This is a genomic window from Legionella quinlivanii (genome assembly GCF_003265995.1).
Lineage (GTDB): Bacteria > Pseudomonadota > Gammaproteobacteria > Legionellales > Legionellaceae > Legionella_C > Legionella_C quinlivanii_A.
In genome coordinates, this window is the sequence record NZ_MVJN01000003.1 from 280040 (window position 1) to 298928 (window position 18889).

Here is an 18889-nt window from a genome sequence, read left to right on the forward strand (position 1 = left end):
TTTGTTTAATATCCCCTGAATGCGGTACACGGCTTATTATGTGGTTGATTTCATTTAAAATCGGATTCGGCAGTTTTATCAGGATATTCGCAATATTGACGAATAGGGCATTGCGGGCAACGCGGTTTTCTCGCCTGGCAGATATAGCGGCCATGCAGAATAAGCCAGTGATGCGCGTCATGAATAAATTCCTTTTCCACACGCTTTAATAAGGCATTTTCAACTGCTAATGGGGTTTTGCCGGGCGCAATTCCGGTGCGATTCGCCACACGAAAAATGTGTGTATCAACTGCCATTGTGGGCTGACCAAAGGCGGTATTGAGGATTACATTGGCTGTTTTTCGCCCTACGCCGGGCAGCTTTTCCAAGGCTGCACGCTCAGCAGGTACCTCCCCTCGATATTGAGTAACCAGAATCTCACAGGTGGCGATGACATGTTTCGCCTTGGTATTAAAAAGGCCGATTGTTTTGATGTAGTCTTTAAGCCGCTCTTCTCCAAGCTCTAAAATGGACTCAGGTGTATTGGCGACGGCGAATAGCCTGGCAGTCGCCTTGTTGACGCTGACATCAGTAGCTTGCGCTGAAAGTAAAACAGCGATTAACAACTCAAAGGGCGAATGGTAAATCAATTCCGTGGTCGGATGTGGGTTTAAGGATTGAAAGATCTTAAATATCCTGCGGCGTGTTTCCTGATTCATTAAGCAAATTCCAGTCGATTTCTATTCACCCGAAGGGAGACGAATTTTCTGGCGCAAGTTTAGCGGGTTGCCAGTTATGGAGCAACCGCATTTTTAATGTTCCTGTGAACTCAGACGGTCCGCCACATAGCGGCCTACCAACTGCCCAATCACTATCGCCAGATAAGCCTGCCCGGTAAAGGACTCAAACCATGAGAGTGTCTGAGCGAAAGGGCTAAGCGGTAAAATATCGCCATAGCCTATAGTGGTTAAGGTAACGAAAGAGTAATAAATCGCCAGGTTTTCCTCATTCATGCCCAGGTTTGAAAAAGCGGCTGGATTTAAGCTGCAAAGCATCAGATAAATATAGGCATAACTTAGACCGATAAAAAGGTAGGCGCATAAAGAGCCGAATAAAGTAGTTATATTGATGGACTTATCACGAAAAGTATAACGCAGGCAACCTGCGAACATCAGCATAAAATAGATTGCAGCAAAGGAAGAGCGGATGGTATTTAGTCGGGGATAATCAATTAGAACCAGCAGAATTTCTATGGCGGCGGCCGTCGTCAATACCGCCAGCAGTTTGAGGGAGCGATTTCCAATGACAAACAGACTGGAGACGATCAGTAAAAAGAAGAACAGGTTGGCCAGGCCTTCAGCAGAATCGGCGTAAATCGCATGGATTGTTTTTGCCAGGCAGAATGCAATCAGCACAAAAAACAAAAAGAGAAATCGTAAACGTTCAATCAGTGAAATAAACTGTTTCATAGAAAATCCTTTTCTATTCGCTTTGCTCAGGAGTGTTGTGTCAGTAATTCACGAGCATGCGAGCGTGTTTGCTCCGTAATAGTGATTCCGCCTAACATACGAGCTATTTCATTCACTTTTTCTAACTCATTGAGCGGGAGAATGCTCGAGTAGGTATGATGTGCATCACTGTGTTTCTGCACCATGAAGTGATGATGCGCTGAAGCAGCGACCTGTGGCTGATGGGTCACACAAAATACCTGCAGGCGCTCTCCTAATTGGCGAAGCAGTTGTCCTACCAATGCGGCTGTTGAACCGCCAATGCCGACATCCACCTCATCAAATAATAAAGTAGGGGTGGCGCCGCGTTGAGCTGTAATCATCTGAATCGCAAGGCTGATTCGCGATAATTCGCCACCAGAAGCAATTTTGTTCAGGGCATCAGGAGTCATCCCCGGATTGGTGCAAACCTTATATTCCACTTTATCCAGGCCATGAGACTGCATTTTTTCAAGAGCACTGAGCTCCATGCTGATGAATCCCTTGGGCATTCCTAATTTCTGAATAATACTGGTAATTTCTTTGGCGAGCTGTACAGCATGTTTTCTGCGCGATTCGCTTAGTAACCCAGCCGCTTTCTGATACGCCTGCAAGTGAATCTGATATTGTGTTTCAAGTTCGGCGGTTCTTTGCTCGGCATCATTTAACTTTCTAATGTCTTCTTTCAGCTTTTCTGCATGAGCGACAAGCTGCTCTGGCTCAACATGGTATTTACGTGCAGCCTGATGAATTGCGCCCAAGCGTGATTCAACCTCTTGCAGGCGTTCCGGATCCAGTTGCACCGACTCGACAAATTGCTTTATTTCAGACAGGGCTTCTTCACATTGAATCGAAGCGGTTTGCAACAGCTCGAGCGCATTCTGGATAGCAGGGTGCTGAGATGGCAAATCAGACAGAAGCTGTAAGCTCTGATGCAAAGCCTGACTTATATTAAGACTTTCATCGCCATCAAGCATCTGCAGAAGCTGATTGCCGCTCAGTAAATAATCCCTGGCATGATGCAAATGCTGATGTTCAGCGTGCAGACTGTCGGTTTCGCCGGCTTTAAGCTCCAGATTATCCAGTTCTTCAATTTGAAACTGTAGTAGATCAATCCGATCCTGCTGATTGTCGAGTTTTTGTAATTGCTCGAGTTCCTGCTTTATTTTTTGGCACTGCTTGTAATGGAGCTGCACATTCTGCAGAAGCTCGGGGTGGTTGGCATAATGATCCAGATGCTGGCGGTGCGTGGCGTGCTGCATGAGGGTCTGATGCTGATGCTGGCCGTGAATATGTACCAGCATCTCACTGAGCTCTTTTATTTTCTGTAATGGGAACTGGTTGCCATTAATATAGGATTTTGAACGGCCTTCGGCATAAAGCAGACGTCGCAAAACCAGCTCGCCGTCTGAATCAATCTCATGATTTTTAAGCCAAAGCGCGGTGTCTTTTGAGCCGCTGCAATCGAAAACGGCAGTAATGTCGCAGCGTTCAGCGCCCGGCCTCACTACGGAGGAGTCGGCACGCTCACCGAGAGCTAACATCAGGGCATCAATCATAATGGATTTACCCGCGCCGGTTTCTCCGGTAAAGGCAGTCATCCCCCTGGCGAAATCAAGCTCCAATGATTGTACAATTGCAAAGTTTTCGATGCGTAAGGTGGTCAGCATGATTTATCCCTGATGCTTGGATTCCCAACCCAATTTAATGCGTAGTGTATCATAATAGTGATAGTCAAGCGGATGCAAGAGGCGCAGACATTGCGCATTTTTTTCAATATTCACTTGTTGCCCTGGTTTAACCAGCCTTGACTCATGACCGTCACAGCTTATTCGCAGATCAGACTCATTGGAATTGCTGATAACCAGATCGATTGAAACCTGTGAATCAACGACCAGCGGACGCGAACTTAAGCTGTGAGAGAACATCGGCACCAGAACAATAGCATTGAGTTGCGGATGCATAATGGGGCCGCCTGCGGATAATGAGTAGGCCGTTGAGCCGGTAGGGGTTGAAAGAATCATTCCGTCTGAGCGATAGTGGCTGACAAACTGTTGATTAATGTAAACGTCAAACTCAATCAGATGGGTTTCATTGCCACGGCTTAAGACCACGTCATTCAAGGCATTACCTTGAAAGTAGGTGTTGTCCTGGTCATGAATTCGCGTCCTCAGCAAAAAACGCCGTTCTTCATAATATTCGCCATCAAGAACCGGCTTAATCTGTTTCTCAAGTTCGGAAGGAAGAATATCGGTTAAGAATCCAAGGCGTCCGCGATTAATACCAATAACTGGTACATCAACCCCGATGGCCATTCTTGCGGCGGACAGCAGGCTGCCATCCCCGCCAACGACCACGATTAAATCCTGTTTCTTACCCATATGAATTCGGGATAGTACCGGCAGACCAGTATCGAAATGGTCTGCGGTATCGGTATCAACAAAGGTTTCAACTTGCCTGGCCAGGAAATCAATCAAACGCTGTATGGTTTCATTGACCCCCTGATTGGCGCGGTGTTGACGTGCATATAAAATCACGCGTTGAAATTTCTGTTTCATCATCTCAATGACAAAGTTAAATGTTATTCTTCAACATTAGCACGAGAACTGCGTTTACGATCGGTTTCTTTCAATTCCTTTTTACGGATACGGATGGTTTGCGGCGTTACCTCAACCAATTCATCGTCATCAATAAATTCCAGAGCCTGTTCGAGACTGAGTTTTATTGGCGGCGTCAGCAAAATATTCTCATCGCTGCCTGAGGCGCGAATATTGGTCAGTTGCTTTTCCTTGGTGACATTCACAACCAAATCATTATCGCGGGAATGGATTCCAACCACCATGCCTTCATAGCACATTACTTGTGGTTCGATGAATAAACGGCCGCGATCCTGCAGGTTAAACAGAGCAAACGCTCTCGCAGCCCCCTGACAATTCGCAATCATGACGCCGTTGTTCCGTTTGCCGAGACGGCCTTTAAAGGCCGGACCATAGTGATCATACACATGATAATTAAGACCAGTACCGGAGGTGCTGGATAAAAACTCGGTGTGAAAGCCAATCAGGCCGCGAGTCGGAATCAGATAATCGAGGCGAACACGGCCTTTCCCATCGGGAAGCATATTCTGCAGTTCCCCGCGGCGTTCGCCGAGTTTTTCCATGATGCTGCCCTGATGCGTTTCTTCAACGTCAACCGTTAAACGCTCGTAAGGTTCAAGCATCACGCCATCTTCCTCGCGCATGATCACTTCCGGTTTGGAAATGGCCAGCTCATAGCCTTCGCGGCGCATATTTTCAATGAGAATGGATAAATGGAGTTCGCCGCGGCCTGACACTTTGAACTTGTCAGGATCAGCCGTATCTTCCACCCGCAGGGCGACATTGTGCAGCAATTCAGTTTGCAGACGTTCGCGAATCTTGCGGCTGGTTACAAACTTGCCTTCCTGACCGGCAAAGGGAGAATCATTAACCTGAAAGGTCATGCTGATAGTCGGCTCATCCACGGTCAGCGGCGTTAAGGCTTCCACGTTATTAGGATCACAGAGGGTATCGGAAATATTTAACTGCTCAATACCGGTTACCGCGATTATATCGCCGGCACTGGCTTCTTCGACCTCAACCCGCTCAAGGCCTTTAAAGCCGAGCAGCTGCAACAAACGACCGCTGCGGATAGCGCCGTCTTTATCAATGATCTTGACCGGTGATTTTGCTTTGATGTTGCCGCGAGTAATTCGGCCAATGCCGATGGTTCCGACATAGGAAGAGTAATCAAGCGAACTGATCTGCATCTGGAAGGGGCCATTCTCATCTACGTCTGGCGGAGCCACGCGATCGACGATAGTTTCCAGCAGGGCGTTCATGTCACTGGCTTCTTCATCCAGTTCCAGCATGGCATAGCCATTCAGTGCGGAAGCATAAACAACCGGAAAATCAAGCTGTTCATCAGTAGCTCCCAGATTGTCAAATAAATCAAATACCTGATCCATAACCCAATGGGGACGCGCGCCGGGACGATCAATTTTATTAATTACGACAATGGGCTTTAATCCACGTGCAAAGGCTTTCTGAGTGACGAAACGCGTTTGCGGCATAGGGCCGTCCACGGCGTCGACCAGCAGCAGCACGCTATCCACCATGGAAAGAATTCGCTCCACTTCACCGCCAAAGTCGGCGTGCCCTGGAGTATCCACGATATTAATCTGATAATCACGCCAGTAAACACAGGTGTTTTTGGCCAGAATGGTAATACCCCGTTCTTTTTCAAGGGCATTCGAGTCCATGACGCGTTCCACTTTAGGCCCACGCTCACTCAGTGTACCGGTTTGTTGTAATAATTTGTCAACCAATGTCGTTTTACCATGATCCACGTGCGCGATAATGGCTATATTTCTTATCTTCTCAATCATAAAAAACCTTGTTCAGGACGAATAACGATGCACAGCTGCAGGCCTATGAGCCCATTTTTGCCAAAAAACACAGTTTTTGGATTCTTGCGGCGGTGTAGTAATTAATTGTGCTTACATTATACACTAGATGCGGTCACAATCCTAATGGCGATTTGTCAGTGACGGCAGCTTAACTCAACGAGGGCCGACACGCTGCTGATTTTGCTGATCTGCCTCGGCCGTTGCCTGCATGGACGCATCAGGTGTCGTGCCGCAGGAGCGGAATTGCTGGGTTAATTGTCTGATATTCGCTGGATCAATAGGCTGGCCCTGAGGAATCTGCTTAAGCAAGGCATCGGTTTGCGGGTTTTTGCCAAAAGTATTAACCACCTGATTTTGCAGAGCCTTTATACCACCAGCACTGTAATCATCCGCGACCCGGTTAAGCATTTTGTTAAATACCGTTGTGGCCTGGTCGACCTCGGCTTTGGATAACTGTCTTGAATTGCCGGGTGCAGGGGAGGGATTTCTAAGGTTATTTCGTTCCTGTTGGGTCTGGGTCTTTTCTTCCTGTGCTTTTTGTATCTGCATGCGCATTTCTGACAGCTGGCTAAGCTGGGTCTGTTGTGTTTGTCTTGCGGCGCCTAATTGCTGGTTATTTAAGCCATGCTCACCGCTTCGGTTATTTTTAATGACGTCCTCTACGCTGGTCATCTGGCCTTTGGCGCGATTAAAATCGCTGCTCGCCTGCTGCTTTTGCGAAGCGCTTAAACTGTTCACGTCGGTGACATCTTTATTAACCAGATAAAGACTGCCATCATCGCCTTTTAATATACTTTTTCCTTTGGGTGCCACATAGGCGGTGTCATTGAAGTCAGAAGTCGGGGTCCCATCTGCCTTATAGGCAGATTTTTCGCCTTTGTAAACAGCAAGCATATCTTCCGTGGCGGCTACCTCTACCTGTTTAGCGTTCACCTTGGCAATATCAGCTTTGGTTTGTTCCGGGGATACAGTTCCTGCCTCTTCGGCGATTTTATCCATATCCTTTGCGATCTCTTTTTTCAAATCCGCGAGGCCTTTCTCGATTTTTGCCCGTTCAGCGGGATCTTTTGGATCATATTTTTTCACTTTGTCGGCGCTAGCCTGATAGGCATCATGCTTTTTATCGATAGTTTCTGTATTTTTTTCTAAACGCTTAATCTCTTTATCGGTTGCTTCAATGTCTTTATTAAGATTATCAATTGATTGCTGCAGTTCGCCTATCTGAGCGTCATAGGCATCAATCCTTGCGTCCAGCTCGGCTTCTTTTTCTGCTTTGACAGAGGCGGAGTCAGTATCGGCCAATTGATGTTGTCTGTCCTGCTGTATTTTCTGATCAATCGCTTCCTGCATCTGGATGTTTCTTTCTGCAATCTTGTCTTCATCCTGCTGTGCTATATGCACGAGAAAAGCGGCCAGGCGCTGTTGCTGCAGCAGTTCTTCCCTCTGCATCTCTTCCCGGGCTTTTTCCTGTTCTACGGCCTGCATCAGTTCAGTAGCAACTTTTTCCTTGGTGGTATCGCCTGCCGGGGTATTTAGAAAGTTGATGACATCCTTTGCTTGTTGCAAGCCCTGCTTTCCAAGCTTGATAGAAGGGTTTTCCCCTTCAGGGGCTGGGGTGATGTCTACTTTATTTAGCCAGGTCTGCAACTTTTCCGCAGTAAGCTCAACGGTCTTTTGCTGTTCCGGATCGTGGAGCATTACCGAGTTCATATCCGCTTTAGGTGCCTGGGTATCTCCGAGATCAGGGCTGTCGCCAGTGTCTGAAAAATCAGCACTGGAATTGTATAAATAAGAAGAACCAATAATATCTTCCGGCTCTTCCATTTCCTCCATTGTGATAGAGTGCCGTGGGCCAAGCGAGAGCCCCGCATCAGGCATGGGTTTGGCTTCATGGCCAGGAGGAAGTTCAGCGGGTTTGGGAGGAGGATTGACGAAATTCCTGAGTGCATCGACACCGCTCAAGAGTTTAGGCTTCAAAGCGTCCAGGGCCTGCCCTCCGAGCGCTTTAGCGCCCTGGGCAGCTCCCTTTAGCTTCGTCTCTGCAAAATCAGTGGTCATTTGATTCATTTCAAGAACCATATTCAGCAGTTCCTGTACCACTTGCTGCATAGGTTCTGCATTTTTGTCGACTGTTACACTAAAGAAATGCCCTTCTTCTGCCGCGGGGGCCTCTTTATCGTCTTTCTCTGGGTCAGCTCCTTTTGCAGGCGCAACTGGGGCGACCGCCATTTTTGCTTTGGAAGCTTCGGCGGCAAGAGCTGCATTTGCTTCATTTTCCCGAGCTTTTTTATTATTCTCTTCAGTCTGCGCTGTATTACTGGTAGATCCGGACATTCTTTAAAATCTCGTCAGAAACATCATATTCATTAATCATAGCATAGCCATTTTTTATGCTGTAGCCGGCGCAAACAAACTATTTATTTTTATTGCTCTAAGCTGTGGGGGCAGGCAGATCTGGTACTTCTTCCGCTACTGAATTCTTCACCGCGTCATCGTCTATGGAAGTCATTAGCGAGGAACTATTGTCATCAGCTTCTACGCTGACAGCATCCCCAATCTGAAAATCGGCTTCATTCGTAAACGAACTGGCGAGAATATCCTTTGGGGACTCCGGGAGTTCGCTCATTTCAAAAAGTTCATCATCCTCTTCGAATAAGGAAGCACTTTCCTGTGGTGATGGTGTTGGCAAAGGCATATCCGCTTTTGGGATTTGAGTTTCACCGAAATCGGGTTCGTCACCGGTATTCCCGGTTTCAGGACCGGGATTATATAAGTAGGAGGTCGCCAGGATATCCTCTGGGGACTCCATCTCGGGCTTCACCACTCCCATTGAAATATTATGATCTGCATCCAGGGCCAGGCCCTCATCAGGTTTAGGCTTAGCTTCCTGGCCTGGTGGAAGTTCGGCAGGTTGTTTATTATTAAACTTGTTGAAGAAGCTGGTGATCTGGGCGGCTATCGAATCAACTGCCTGGCCTCCCAGTACTTTACCGGTGGCGGCAGCGCCTTTGATTTTATCTGCTGCAAAGTCGGTAAACTGGGCATTGAGGTCATTGATAAGGTTCATCCATTCCTGAATCATCTGCATCCAGGGATCTGCATTTTTATCCACTTCCTGATGAAAAAAAGACTCTTCCGCGGCAGGCGCTGCTTTATCATCTTTTTTTGCACTCGCAGTATTGGCGGGTTGCGCTGGGGCCATTGTCGTTTTTGCCTTGGCGGCCTCGGCGGCGAGCGCTGCATTAACTTCTTTATCCTGAGCGGCTTTTTTATTCGTTTCCTCGGTTTTGGAAGCGGTATCACTGCTGGCAGTTGGTGCAGGAGCTGCTACTGTACTCTCTGGCTCGGGACTTGTTGTAGCAGGGGCCGGAGTTGAAACGGTTTCGACGGTTTCAGCGCTGCTGGACTGGGTAGTACCTGACATTGTGTTAATTCTCATGAAATACGGTATACATTAATCATAGCATAGCCAGTTTTTCCAAAAAGGGGACTACAGATTCTTGATGCAATCTTTACGTTATTGAGTTCTTTGTTTGTAGATAGTATAGATTAATTGCTCTAAACGGATTTTTCTAATGCAAAAGCAGAGTGGGGGTAATGGATAATATTGTGAAAATAAACGGTCTCATCGCTTAAATTACGATATCCATGTGCATGATCAGCAGCAAAACGGATTGCTTCCCCTTTAGTAAGCTGCTTCCATTGTTGATCAATTAACACATCTAAAGCGCCGTCAATCACAATAACATGTTCGACTACGCCAGGCTCATGGCCTCCCGAATGCTGCTCACAGCCAGGGAGTAGTTCGATCTTGAATATTTCCACATGCAAATGTCTGTCGAAGGGAAACAGGGGGGTAACTTTAATAAGCTCGTCACTGTGTTCCCAGGCACTGGTACTTCCTTCGAGAAACAGTTTGGCTGATTCCTCAGCAGGCTCTTCTAAAAAAGAGGAAAAGGAAACTCGAAAGCCGCTGGCAATTTTCCAGAGGGTGGCAACGGTAGGTGATGATTCAAAACGCTCAATTTGTCCCAGCATGGCTTTGCTGACAGTGGTTTCCTGGGCTGCTTTATCAAGGCTCCATCCATAGTGCTGCCTCAACTCACGCAGGCGTATTCCAATACGCTGGTTTAACTCGTCCACAGGGTTCCCCTATTAAAGCACTCTCGTATCCGGGTGGAGAACCTGATACGAGAGTCTGATAATAAAAACTTGAGCGTTATAACGCACAATGCTATGCTTTGGGTCCTGTGCGTTATAGCGCATCGATCATAACATACCTAAAGTGTTTTTAATAGGAATCCAAGCATGCGATCGTATTTTTCTCTTTCTCATCTCTCTGCGGGATTCATCGCGGTTCTGGTTGGCTTCACCAGCTCGGCTGCTATCCTTTTCCAGGCCGCTTCCGCTGTGCATGCTTCCACTGCGGAATTAGCTTCCTGGATTTTTGCTTTGGGAGTGGGCGTATCGTTAAGTTGTATTGGATTCTCGCTGTATTACCGCATGCCTATTCTGACAGCCTGGTCTACGCCGGGAGCCGCCCTTTTGGCAAGCAGCCTGACAGGGCTGCATTTGTCTGAAGCCGTGGGCGCCTTTATTTGCTCTGCATTATTGATATTTCTGGCTGGTATAAGCGGCTGGTTTGAGCGTTTCATGGCCCGTATACCGGGGGAACTGGCTTCTGCCATGCTGGCCGGCATTCTCCTGCATTTTGGTTTGAATGTATTTCTTGCATTACAGGATGCCCAGCTGATGGTTTTAGTAATGCTTGCGGCCTATATTCTCGGAAAGCGCTTTTATCCTCGCTACGTATTGCTTGTCGTCTTGTTGCTGGGCATTGCAGTGGCTGTTTTACAGGGTGAGCTTCGTTTCCAGTCTATTCATTGGAGCTTTTCAGGACCTGTGTTTACCTGGCCTGAATTTTCCTGGTCAGCATTCTTCAGCGTAGGCTTGCCCCTCTTTATCATCACTATGACCTCCCAGAATATCCCTGGCCTGACGGTATTAAGAGCGGAGGGGTTTAATCCTCCTGTTTCAAGACTGGTTAGCATTATGGGGGCAGGCAATTTGCTGATGGCTCCTTTTGGCGGCTTCAGTTTGAATCTCGCCGCGATCACTGCAGCAATTTGTGCGAATGAAGAGGCTGACCCTGATGCATCAAGACGCTATCGTGCCACAATGAGTGCAGGACTGTTTTATCTAATGATGGGGTTATTCAGCGCCACTATCGTCGCTTTATTTTCAGCATTCCCTTCAACTTTGGTTCTGGCGGTTGCCGGTATGGCTATATTTGGTACGCTGGCGTCCAATCTCAAAGAGGCTCTGGATAATGACAGACAGCGCGAAGCGGCCTTACTGACTTTTCTGGTTTCTGCTTCAGGTCTTAACTTTTTTGGGATCAGTGCTGCATTCTGGGGCTTGCTCGCAGGTATATTATCTTCTTTAATTATTAAACAGAGTTCTGCAGCCAAATCCCTGTTAAACGAAAAGGATCCGGAATTGTGTAATGAATAGATTAAAATCGGGACGTTTTCTGTTTAAAGAAACGATAAGTCCCACTTTTTTTAATTTGAATTATTACCTGCTTGAAGCGGGCTGGATGCCTGCCAGATTCAAATGGATGGCTCATTTCAGTGACGCCAATCTGCAGTTTGATGAAAATGCGGCGCAGTGTCTCGAATTCAAGCACTGCCTGAGCGATTTGGTTGCTGAATATTGTCCGCAGGTCATGATGCCGACTTTTATCATTAATGATCAGAATTGGCCTGTTATTTTGCAATTTCTTAATCAATACAGCTTTAGAAACCAAGATTCGGTATGGATTTTAAAGCCTTCCTTGTTAAACAATGGGCAATTTATTAAAATTTTTAATAGTCTCGCTGATCTGGAAACCCATTTCTCCAGTAACCAGCGCCTTGGTGGAGAGCATGTACTGCAGCAATACATTAACCAGCCTCACTTATTAAGGGATCAGCGTAAATACAGTATTCGGATGTTTCTGGTACTCAGTAATTATGCCGGCGCCTATCTCTTTCCTCGTGGCTACCTGAATGTATCCCGCCACCCCTATACTCCTGAACAATTCAGCGATTTGCGCCCCCACCTGACTAATGAACACTTGCATGAAGAGGAAAGCAATGTCATTCAGATTCCCTCTGAGCGTTTTGAATTTTTCCCAACTATTTATCCACAAATCCAGCAGATTGTTTCACAGTTGTTCCGGGCCCTGAAACAACGCTACCCACAGGCATTTACCCGTTTCACATTAAAAACTTTTGCTTTATTTGGTGTGGATTTTATGGTGGATAGCAATGGACGGGTCTGGTTGCTGGAAGTTAATCACGGCCCCTGTTTTCCCATAGAAGCAGAGCATCCCCTGCAGAATTATTTATATTCTGATTTCTGGCATGCCCTTTTGAATAGTTTTGTTTTACCCATTGGTTTAAATCTCCCCGATACCCAGATTGATTATTCCTTTTTTGATAAACTTGTCTGATTAATCACAGTGCCTTGGAGGTACTTACCATAGTTTGCTGGTTAATCCATTCCGACCAGCTGCCTGAGTAACCTCCAAGACGTGCCTGGGAATAATGATAAAAATAATCAAGAAATTGATAGCGCTCAACAAAATAGTGAGTCAGCTCACTATCGGAACGGCTTGTATTGGCCAGATCATAGTAAGGGGGAACGGCGGCATGGCGGGCAATGATTTCATCAAAACTCACCTCTGCTGCATTGTTTAACATATCATACATCACTATGAACGTTGTGGAGCGTCCTTTCCCTCCACGACAATGAATATGCAGCCAGGTTTGCGGCGGCAAATGATCAATAAAGCTGACAAATTCATCGACAATCTCATCATTGGGCCTCTGATGGTCACTTACCGCTAAACGGTAATAAACGAAGCCTAAACTGCTCACCAGTTGCTTTTCGTTACTCAATGATTCGACCTGAACTGTCAAACCCGCGTCAAAACTCTGTTCCAGGAATTGATCAGGAGTCAATATTCCTGAAATAACTTCAGATTTACCCAGCTCCTTAAGCCAATCCAGTTCCGCCTTCTCGGCTTGTTCAGTGGATTTACCAAGGTTGATCCAGTTATGAGTGTCAGAAAGAGTGATGGAGTTACCATTCAGATAGGCATGATTTTCCTGTCTTAAATCAAGAACGATGCGTTGCGATGCTTCGTCATTGCTTTTTGCCGTGATATAGCTTGCCAGTTGAAGCCAGCCTTGCAAATTGGGATTAGCACTTGCCGAAACCCACAAGGCAGATGGTTCTTCTTTCTTAAATTGAATAATTTGCGATAAATCCCGCATCGAGGCCAATGCGATAGTCTCCGGCATGGTATCCTGAATCAAACAGGGGTTTGCTGTAGTTCCATCACAATCTGGCTGGTTACTGGCATATAAATTGAGAATCAGGAAGCTTAACAGGAATGCGAATATGCGTTTATACATTGCAACACCCAAGCGATGCAAAATTTCAGTTTAGGAAAAAACCGAGAAGGGTTCAAGTAAAAAATATTAATTAACTTATTGAAAAATAACATAAAAATGCATGTTTTTTTTATATTCTGCGCTTTAAAGCGCTGCTATTCAAATACTTTATTCAGCATGATTTTTCTTTCGGCTTATGCCTAAATTTTAATCTTTTGGTATGCACTTTGCTAAACTTTCAATGACAAGTACAAAAAAAGGAAGCCATTCATGAAGAAGTTGATATTGCATCCCACAGAACTTAGTCAATGGCATGCATTGGTGAATGAAGCGCAAGCCTCAACGCAGATGGTCTTAAATGAAACGACTGAAAGTTATCTGGTCTTTCTGTTAATGCGTTTTTCACAAGGCCCCAAACTGATTGAATCGGTAATTGCGATGGATTTTCTCGAGTCCATGAATTCCACCCGGCATAAGCAAGTTGAATTGCTAAGGGATGTAGGGGATAAAAGCTTATTATTCTGCGGTTTGTTTCCCGGAATGGCTCAGAAAAGGCATGTCAGCCTCCGTTATTTTTCAGATATGGGAAAGGCTGCCTATCTTACAGTGGGAGAACTGCAGGAAAATCAAAGCGCGGAATTGTATTTTCAGCTCAGTTATGAGTTTTTAACCCTGCAGCAAATATTGCAGGCGATGCGTAGCGAATACTTAAATATGCAACATGCGGACAGCATCGTTTTGTCTGGCAAAGAGATCCCTTTGCAATAAAAAACGAGTGCTTCAAAGACAGGCTTTCTCAAGCCGGTCAGGGCAAGAGAAAGCCAGGCGCTCACATTCCATAAAACTGATAAATTGTTTTACTTAAACGCTTCACCAGTTCATCCATTTCTTCTTCGGTGATAGTTAGCGGCGGTAGAAGCCGAATGACATTCTCAGCCGTCACATTAAATAGAACTCCATTCTCCAGGCCAATCAGGCGGGCATCGCTGGCCGGTTTGTCAATTTCAATACCAAGCATCAGACCGCGACCACGAATGGCACGAATTCCCGGATGCTCATGCAGACTACGCATCAGTTTGTCCTGCAGCTGCATTCCATCATGAGCCGCTTTTTCACAGAGCTTATCTCTTTCGATTACATCCAGAACAGTAAGTGCTGTTGCACAGGCTAATGGATTGCCTCCAAAAGTGGAGCCATGATTTCCTGGCTTAAACAAGTCACAGGCTTTGCCGCTCATCAGGCAGGCTCCAATAGGTATGCCGTTGCCAAGCCCTTTGGCCGTAGTCAGAATATCCGGCTGAATTCCGGCGTGCATAAAAGCAAACAATTTGCCAGTTCTTGCATTCCCTGTCTGGATTTCATCGAGAATCAGTAGCCAGTCATGTTGATGGCATAAATCGGATACTGCGCGCAGATAAGAATTTTCTGCTGGAAAAATGCCGCCTTCACCCTGAATAGGCTCAAGCATGACGGCAACGATATCTTCTCGGTTTTCAGCAATGGTTTTCAGCGCCTGAATATCGTTAAAGGGGGCGCGGATAAAACCTGGCACCAGAGGCTCAAATCCTGCCTGCACTTTTCTGCTGCCGGAAGCGGTTAATGTTGCCATGGTTCTTCCGTGAAAGGCACGATCCATGACAATGATTGAAGGGGTTTCAATGCCTTTTTTATGCCCGTATAAACGAGTCAGTTTGATAGCCGCTTCATTGACTTCCGCCCCCGAGTTGGCAAAAAATGCCTGTTGCATGCCGGTCATTCTGGTCAGCCGTTCAGCCAGAAGTTCCTGCTCTTTTATATGAAACACATTGGAAGTATGTAAAAGTTTTGCCGCCTGATTCTGAATAGTTCGAGTGACATCAGGATGCGCATGCCCCAGTCCACAAACGGCAATGCCGCTTAAACCATCCAGATAGGCTTTTCCATTCTCATCAAACAGCCATACTCCCTCTCCATGAGTGAATGAAATTGGCATTGGGCTGTAACTGGTAATTATTGCCATGATATTCCTTTTCCAGGTTATTCGAGCTGCTGCATGGATTAATGCAGGAATTGAGAGATATCGGGGCGAACGAGAACGATATCGATCGCCCCTAAAATAGCAGTATTTAAATTAAAAATGAACTCCTGAATTAACGCATGTTCTTGCTTACGAAATCCCAGTTCACCAATGACCAGAATGCGTTCACATAATCCGGTCGTGCATTGCGGTAATCGATATAATAAGCGTGTTCCCAGACATCGCAGGTGAGCAGGGCGGTTAAATTATCAGTCATCGGCGTGCCTGCATTGCTGGTACTGATGATTTTGAGATCACCGGCATTGTCCTGAACAAGCCAGGCCCAGCCAGAACCAAAGGTAGTAATCGCTGTCTGGGTAAATTGTTCTTTGAAAGCCGCAAAAGACCCAAACGCTTTATTAATCGCTTCCGCTAACTCTCCAGCAGGCTCTCCGCCACCCTGTGGGCTCAGGCAGTGCCAGTAAAAAGTGTGGTTCCACACCTGGGCTGAATTGTTAAATATGCCGCCTGTTGAGTTTTTGATAATTTCTTCCAGAGACATGGACTCAAACTGGGTGCCGGGAATTAATTTATTCAAATTGGTGACGTAGGCATTATGGTGTTTACCATAGTGATATTCGAGAGTTTCTTTGGAAATATGGGGTTGCAGAGCATCCATTGCATAAGGAAGTGGAGGGAGTGAAAAAGCCATGATTTCTCCAATAAGTAAGTTGAATGGGTAAGTGTAGCAGGATGTTGAGCATATTCAATTAAATCAAAGCGCTTTATAGGGTAAACGACGGGAATGACTGGGGATCCGTACTAAAAAAATGATTGAAATGACAGGCCTGGATTGCTGTTCAGTTGCTAATTGAACTTATTTTCGCCATAATTATGTTTTATCGAAACTTTTTTAGGTGCCTTTGTGGAAATTTCAGTGGATGTTATAAGCAAAATAAAACAGCAGATTAAAGATAATGCTATATTACTTTACATGAAAGGCAATCCCAAAATGCCCCAATGCGGCTTTTCGGCCCGCGCTGTCCAATGCATTGATGCCTGCGGCGTTAATTTCGCCTATGTGGATGTGCTTGCCAATCCCGATATCAGACAGGCTCTGCCGCAAATTGCTGACTGGCCTACATTTCCCCAGCTCTATGTAAAGGGTGAATTAATCGGAGGATCTGATATTATAGCCGAGTTATATCAGCAAGGTGAGTTGGAAGCGATCTTGCGTGAAGCAGTAACCTCTTAAAATAATAAGAATTAAGCACATTGCAATGTGCCGAAAAAGGAGAGCAGGAATGAGTGTTTTAGTTGGAAGAAAAGCCCCTGATTTTACTGTGCCTGCAGTGTTGGGCAATGGTGAAATCACTGATAAATTCAATTTGCACAGTGCTTTAAAAGATCGTTACGGGTTGATATTCTTTTACCCTCTCGACTTCACTTTTGTATGCCCGTCTGAATTGATTGCTCTTAATCACCGTATGAGTGAGTTCAAAGCAAGAAACGTCGAAGTTATCGCCGTGTCCATTGACTCTCAGTACACCCATAATGCTTATCGCAATACGCCCACCAAGCAAGGTGGTATTGGCGCTGTTGAGTTCACTCTTGCTGCCGATATGACCCACACCATCTGCCAATCCTATGGTGTCGAGCATCCTGTGGCTGGTGTCGCGTTCCGTGGTGCCTTTATCATCGATAAAAATGGCCTGGTCCGTTCACAAATCGTTAATGATCTGCCAATTGGCCGCAACATTGATGAAATTATTCGTATTATCGATGCAGTGCAGTTTTTTGAAGAGCATGGCGAAGTGTGTCCAGCTGGCTGGGAAAAAGGTAAGGCTGGTATGAAAGCTTCTCCAAAAGGAGTTGCTGAGTATTTATCTGAGCATTCTGACAATCTCTAGCAATAGATGCGGAGGATTGCTCTCCTCCGCTATTTCAATTCGTTTTTTTCACCAACACCTAAAGGGGCCGATTAACTGTAGTCTGTCGTTTCTTTTTTGTATTTTTCGAAGGAGATGAGTTTGGGTTACCTTCAAACACATAACCCTTCAACTCGGCTTTCGGAGTACGTATAGTGCCACCAGACAAGTTTTCCAGATTATCATCGGTAATCTTTTTATCTTTTACGGTGGTTTTCTGTACTTTGCTCATGATAATTATCTCCAGTATCAGCTTGATTAATTGTTTGAGCTCATATCAAAAACCGTAGCCATTCAAGAAATCAATTCTGTTCAGCTCTGTATTCAATTAACGGTTTTTCTTTTTCCCTTTATTTTTTGTATTTTTTGCTTCCTTGAATCCTATAACCTGGATATTTAAGCCACCGGACAATTTTTCCAGATTTTCATCCGCTATTTTTTTGCTTTCTTTTGCATAAGTTTTACGAGCTTTGGCCATGGCATATTACTCCATAATAAACTATCTCATATATAATATAGGAATTGCTCAAAAAATAATCAATTGTCGAGTTGCAGTTCGATGAATTAAGCGGATATAAACAGGATGTCAGCGGATTTCCCGCTTTCACGGGAGCCCGAGAGACGATGATATTGCCCAGAAGATTTATTTACCGATAAGAGACAGAAACTCAGCCCGGCTGCTTACATTCTGACGCATAGCGCCCAACATGACTGAAGTCAGCATGCTTGAGTTTTGTTTTTCCACACCACGCATCATCATGCACAGGTGTTTGGCTTCAATGACTACTGCGACGCCCTTCGCTCCTGTAATGGATTCGATACAGCTGGCAATTTCCATTGTTAAACGTTCCTGGATTTGCAGGCGGCGTGCGAAATACTCCACAATACGTGCTACTTTGGACAATCCCAATACCTTGCCGTTTGGTAAATAACCCACATGGCATTTGCCCAGAAATGGTAAAAGATGATGTTCGCACATGGAATATAATTCAATATCCTTAACAATCACCATCTCGCTCATATCTGACTCAAAAAGAGCATTATTAATGATGTCCTGGAGATCCTCATTATAGCCTTTAGTCAAATATTGAAAAGCAGTGGCTGCTCGTTTTGGAGTATCTTTCAGACCCTCACGATTAGGATCTTCACCAATTTCTTCAAGTATTTTTGTATATAGTTCATGCATTGACAATGTCCTAACCTGGAGGCCAAGTCATTTGACGGCCGCCAAGAAGATGTAAGTGAATGTGGTAAACTTCCTGCCCTCCACCTGAATTCACATTAAAAACAAGCCGATATCCCTGTTCACTTAAATGTTCTTTTTTAGCCAGATTTTTGGCGGTCAGGATCATTCGCCCGAGGAGTTGCTCATCCTTGCTGTCTGTGTCATTTATTGTAGCAATATGCTGCTTGGGAATGACCAGAATATGAGTCGGTGCCTGAGGGCGAATGTCCCGAAAGGCCATGATCTCAGGCCCGTCAAAAACGATCGTTGACGGGAGTTCACCTTTTGCAATCTTGCAGAACAAGCAATCCATAGTTTTCCTGAATTTGGCTTAATGAATCATTATACTCCGAGATGGCAGGCACTTCAAAGTTTACTGCTTGGGGGATGATTTAAAGTGCGGTTA

The 18889-nt window shown here is 45.6% G+C and carries 20 protein-coding genes; 5 read left to right on the top strand and 15 right to left on the bottom strand.

Annotation, left to right across the window (positions count from 1 at the left end; translation table 11 throughout):
• Positions 1-50 precede the first annotated feature (50 nt).
• The 8 genes from nth to B1207_RS05020 form a co-directional block, all read right to left on the bottom strand.
• Complete coding sequence (gene nth, locus B1207_RS04985; RefSeq protein ID WP_112218883.1) at positions 51-698, bottom strand: endonuclease III; 648 nt, start codon at positions 696-698, stop codon at positions 51-53.
• Positions 699-791: 93 nt separating this feature from the next.
• The gene (locus tag B1207_RS04990; protein ID WP_112218884.1) at positions 792-1448 is read right to left on the bottom strand and encodes a potassium channel family protein; all 657 of its coding nucleotides are present in this window, start codon (positions 1446-1448) and stop codon (positions 792-794) included.
• 26 nt (positions 1449-1474) lie between these two features.
• Positions 1475-3136, bottom strand: coding sequence for a DNA repair protein RecN (gene recN / locus B1207_RS04995; RefSeq protein ID WP_112218885.1), 1662 nt, complete (start codon positions 3134-3136; stop codon positions 1475-1477).
• Positions 3137-3139: 3 nt separating this feature from the next.
• Positions 3140-4024, bottom strand: coding sequence for an NAD(+) kinase (locus tag B1207_RS05000; RefSeq protein WP_112218886.1), 885 nt, complete (start codon positions 4022-4024; stop codon positions 3140-3142).
• 23 nt (positions 4025-4047) lie between these two features.
• Positions 4048-5871: a translational GTPase TypA gene (typA, locus tag B1207_RS05005; RefSeq protein ID WP_112218887.1), complete on the bottom strand. Its 1824-nt coding sequence runs from the start codon at positions 5869-5871 to the stop codon at positions 4048-4050.
• A gap of 174 nt (positions 5872-6045) precedes the next feature.
• Positions 6046-8226 (bottom strand): hypothetical protein, encoded by a 2181-nt coding sequence (locus B1207_RS05010; RefSeq protein ID WP_112218888.1) that lies wholly within the window; start codon positions 8224-8226, stop codon positions 6046-6048.
• Positions 8227-8323: 97 nt separating this feature from the next.
• Complete coding sequence (locus B1207_RS05015; RefSeq protein WP_172458131.1) at positions 8324-9331, bottom strand: hypothetical protein; 1008 nt, start codon at positions 9329-9331, stop codon at positions 8324-8326.
• Between the two features lie 119 nt (positions 9332-9450).
• Positions 9451-10035 (bottom strand): helix-turn-helix domain-containing protein, encoded by a 585-nt coding sequence (locus B1207_RS05020; RefSeq protein ID WP_112218890.1) that lies wholly within the window; start codon positions 10033-10035, stop codon positions 9451-9453.
• 165 nt (positions 10036-10200) lie between these two features.
• Between B1207_RS05020 and B1207_RS05025 the strand changes: the two genes are divergently transcribed.
• Both B1207_RS05025 and B1207_RS05030 read left to right on the top strand, forming a co-directional pair.
• Positions 10201-11406, top strand: a complete 1206-nt coding sequence (locus tag B1207_RS05025) for a benzoate/H(+) symporter BenE family transporter (RefSeq protein ID WP_112218891.1) — start codon at positions 10201-10203, stop codon at positions 11404-11406.
• The gene (locus B1207_RS05030) at positions 11399-12388 is read left to right on the top strand and encodes a YheC/YheD family protein (protein WP_112218892.1); all 990 of its coding nucleotides are present in this window, start codon (positions 11399-11401) and stop codon (positions 12386-12388) included. Before B1207_RS05025 ends, B1207_RS05030 begins: the two co-directional genes overlap by 8 nt.
• Positions 12389-12392: 4 nt before the next feature.
• Here the strand turns inward: B1207_RS05030 and B1207_RS05035 are convergent, their stop codons facing one another.
• The gene (locus tag B1207_RS05035; RefSeq protein WP_112218893.1) at positions 12393-13355 is read right to left on the bottom strand and encodes a phosphatase domain-containing putative toxin; all 963 of its coding nucleotides are present in this window, start codon (positions 13353-13355) and stop codon (positions 12393-12395) included.
• Between the two features lie 249 nt (positions 13356-13604).
• Between B1207_RS05035 and B1207_RS05040 the strand changes: the two genes are divergently transcribed.
• Positions 13605-14102: a hypothetical protein gene (locus B1207_RS05040; RefSeq protein ID WP_112218894.1), complete on the top strand. Its 498-nt coding sequence runs from the start codon at positions 13605-13607 to the stop codon at positions 14100-14102.
• 61 nt (positions 14103-14163) lie between these two features.
• Here the strand turns inward: B1207_RS05040 and B1207_RS05045 are convergent, their stop codons facing one another.
• Together B1207_RS05045 and sodB are read right to left on the bottom strand one after the other, a co-directional pair.
• Positions 14164-15333 carry an aspartate aminotransferase family protein gene (locus B1207_RS05045; protein ID WP_112218895.1) on the bottom strand — a complete coding sequence of 390 codons (1170 nt, stop codon included), beginning with the start codon at positions 15331-15333 and terminating at the stop codon, positions 14164-14166.
• A 130-nt stretch (positions 15334-15463) separates the two neighbouring features.
• Positions 15464-16042 carry a superoxide dismutase [Fe] gene (gene sodB, locus B1207_RS05050; protein WP_112218896.1) on the bottom strand — a complete coding sequence of 193 codons (579 nt, stop codon included), beginning with the start codon at positions 16040-16042 and terminating at the stop codon, positions 15464-15466.
• Between the two features lie 225 nt (positions 16043-16267).
• On the opposite strand from sodB, the gene grxD reads away from it, so the two are divergent.
• Together grxD and B1207_RS05060 are read left to right on the top strand one after the other, a co-directional pair.
• Complete coding sequence (gene grxD / locus B1207_RS05055; protein ID WP_112219017.1) at positions 16268-16585, top strand: Grx4 family monothiol glutaredoxin; 318 nt, start codon at positions 16268-16270, stop codon at positions 16583-16585.
• Positions 16586-16634: 49 nt separating this feature from the next.
• Positions 16635-17240, top strand: coding sequence for a peroxiredoxin (locus B1207_RS05060; protein ID WP_112218897.1), 606 nt, complete (start codon positions 16635-16637; stop codon positions 17238-17240).
• A 58-nt stretch (positions 17241-17298) separates the two neighbouring features.
• Here the strand turns inward: B1207_RS05060 and B1207_RS05065 are convergent, their stop codons facing one another.
• From B1207_RS05065 to B1207_RS05075, 4 genes are all read right to left on the bottom strand, one after another.
• Positions 17299-17490, bottom strand: a complete 192-nt coding sequence (locus B1207_RS05065) for a hypothetical protein (RefSeq protein ID WP_112218898.1) — start codon at positions 17488-17490, stop codon at positions 17299-17301.
• A 96-nt stretch (positions 17491-17586) separates the two neighbouring features.
• The gene (locus tag B1207_RS15930) at positions 17587-17736 is read right to left on the bottom strand and encodes a hypothetical protein (RefSeq protein WP_172458133.1); all 150 of its coding nucleotides are present in this window, start codon (positions 17734-17736) and stop codon (positions 17587-17589) included.
• 165 nt (positions 17737-17901) lie between these two features.
• A complete protein-coding gene (folE, locus tag B1207_RS05070) occupies positions 17902-18444 on the bottom strand; it encodes a GTP cyclohydrolase I FolE (RefSeq protein ID WP_112218899.1) in 543 nt (180 codons plus the stop codon).
• Positions 18445-18454: 10 nt separating this feature from the next.
• A complete protein-coding gene (locus tag B1207_RS05075) occupies positions 18455-18796 on the bottom strand; it encodes a histidine triad nucleotide-binding protein (RefSeq protein WP_058506824.1) in 342 nt (113 codons plus the stop codon).
• Between the last annotated feature and the right edge of the window lie 93 nt (positions 18797-18889).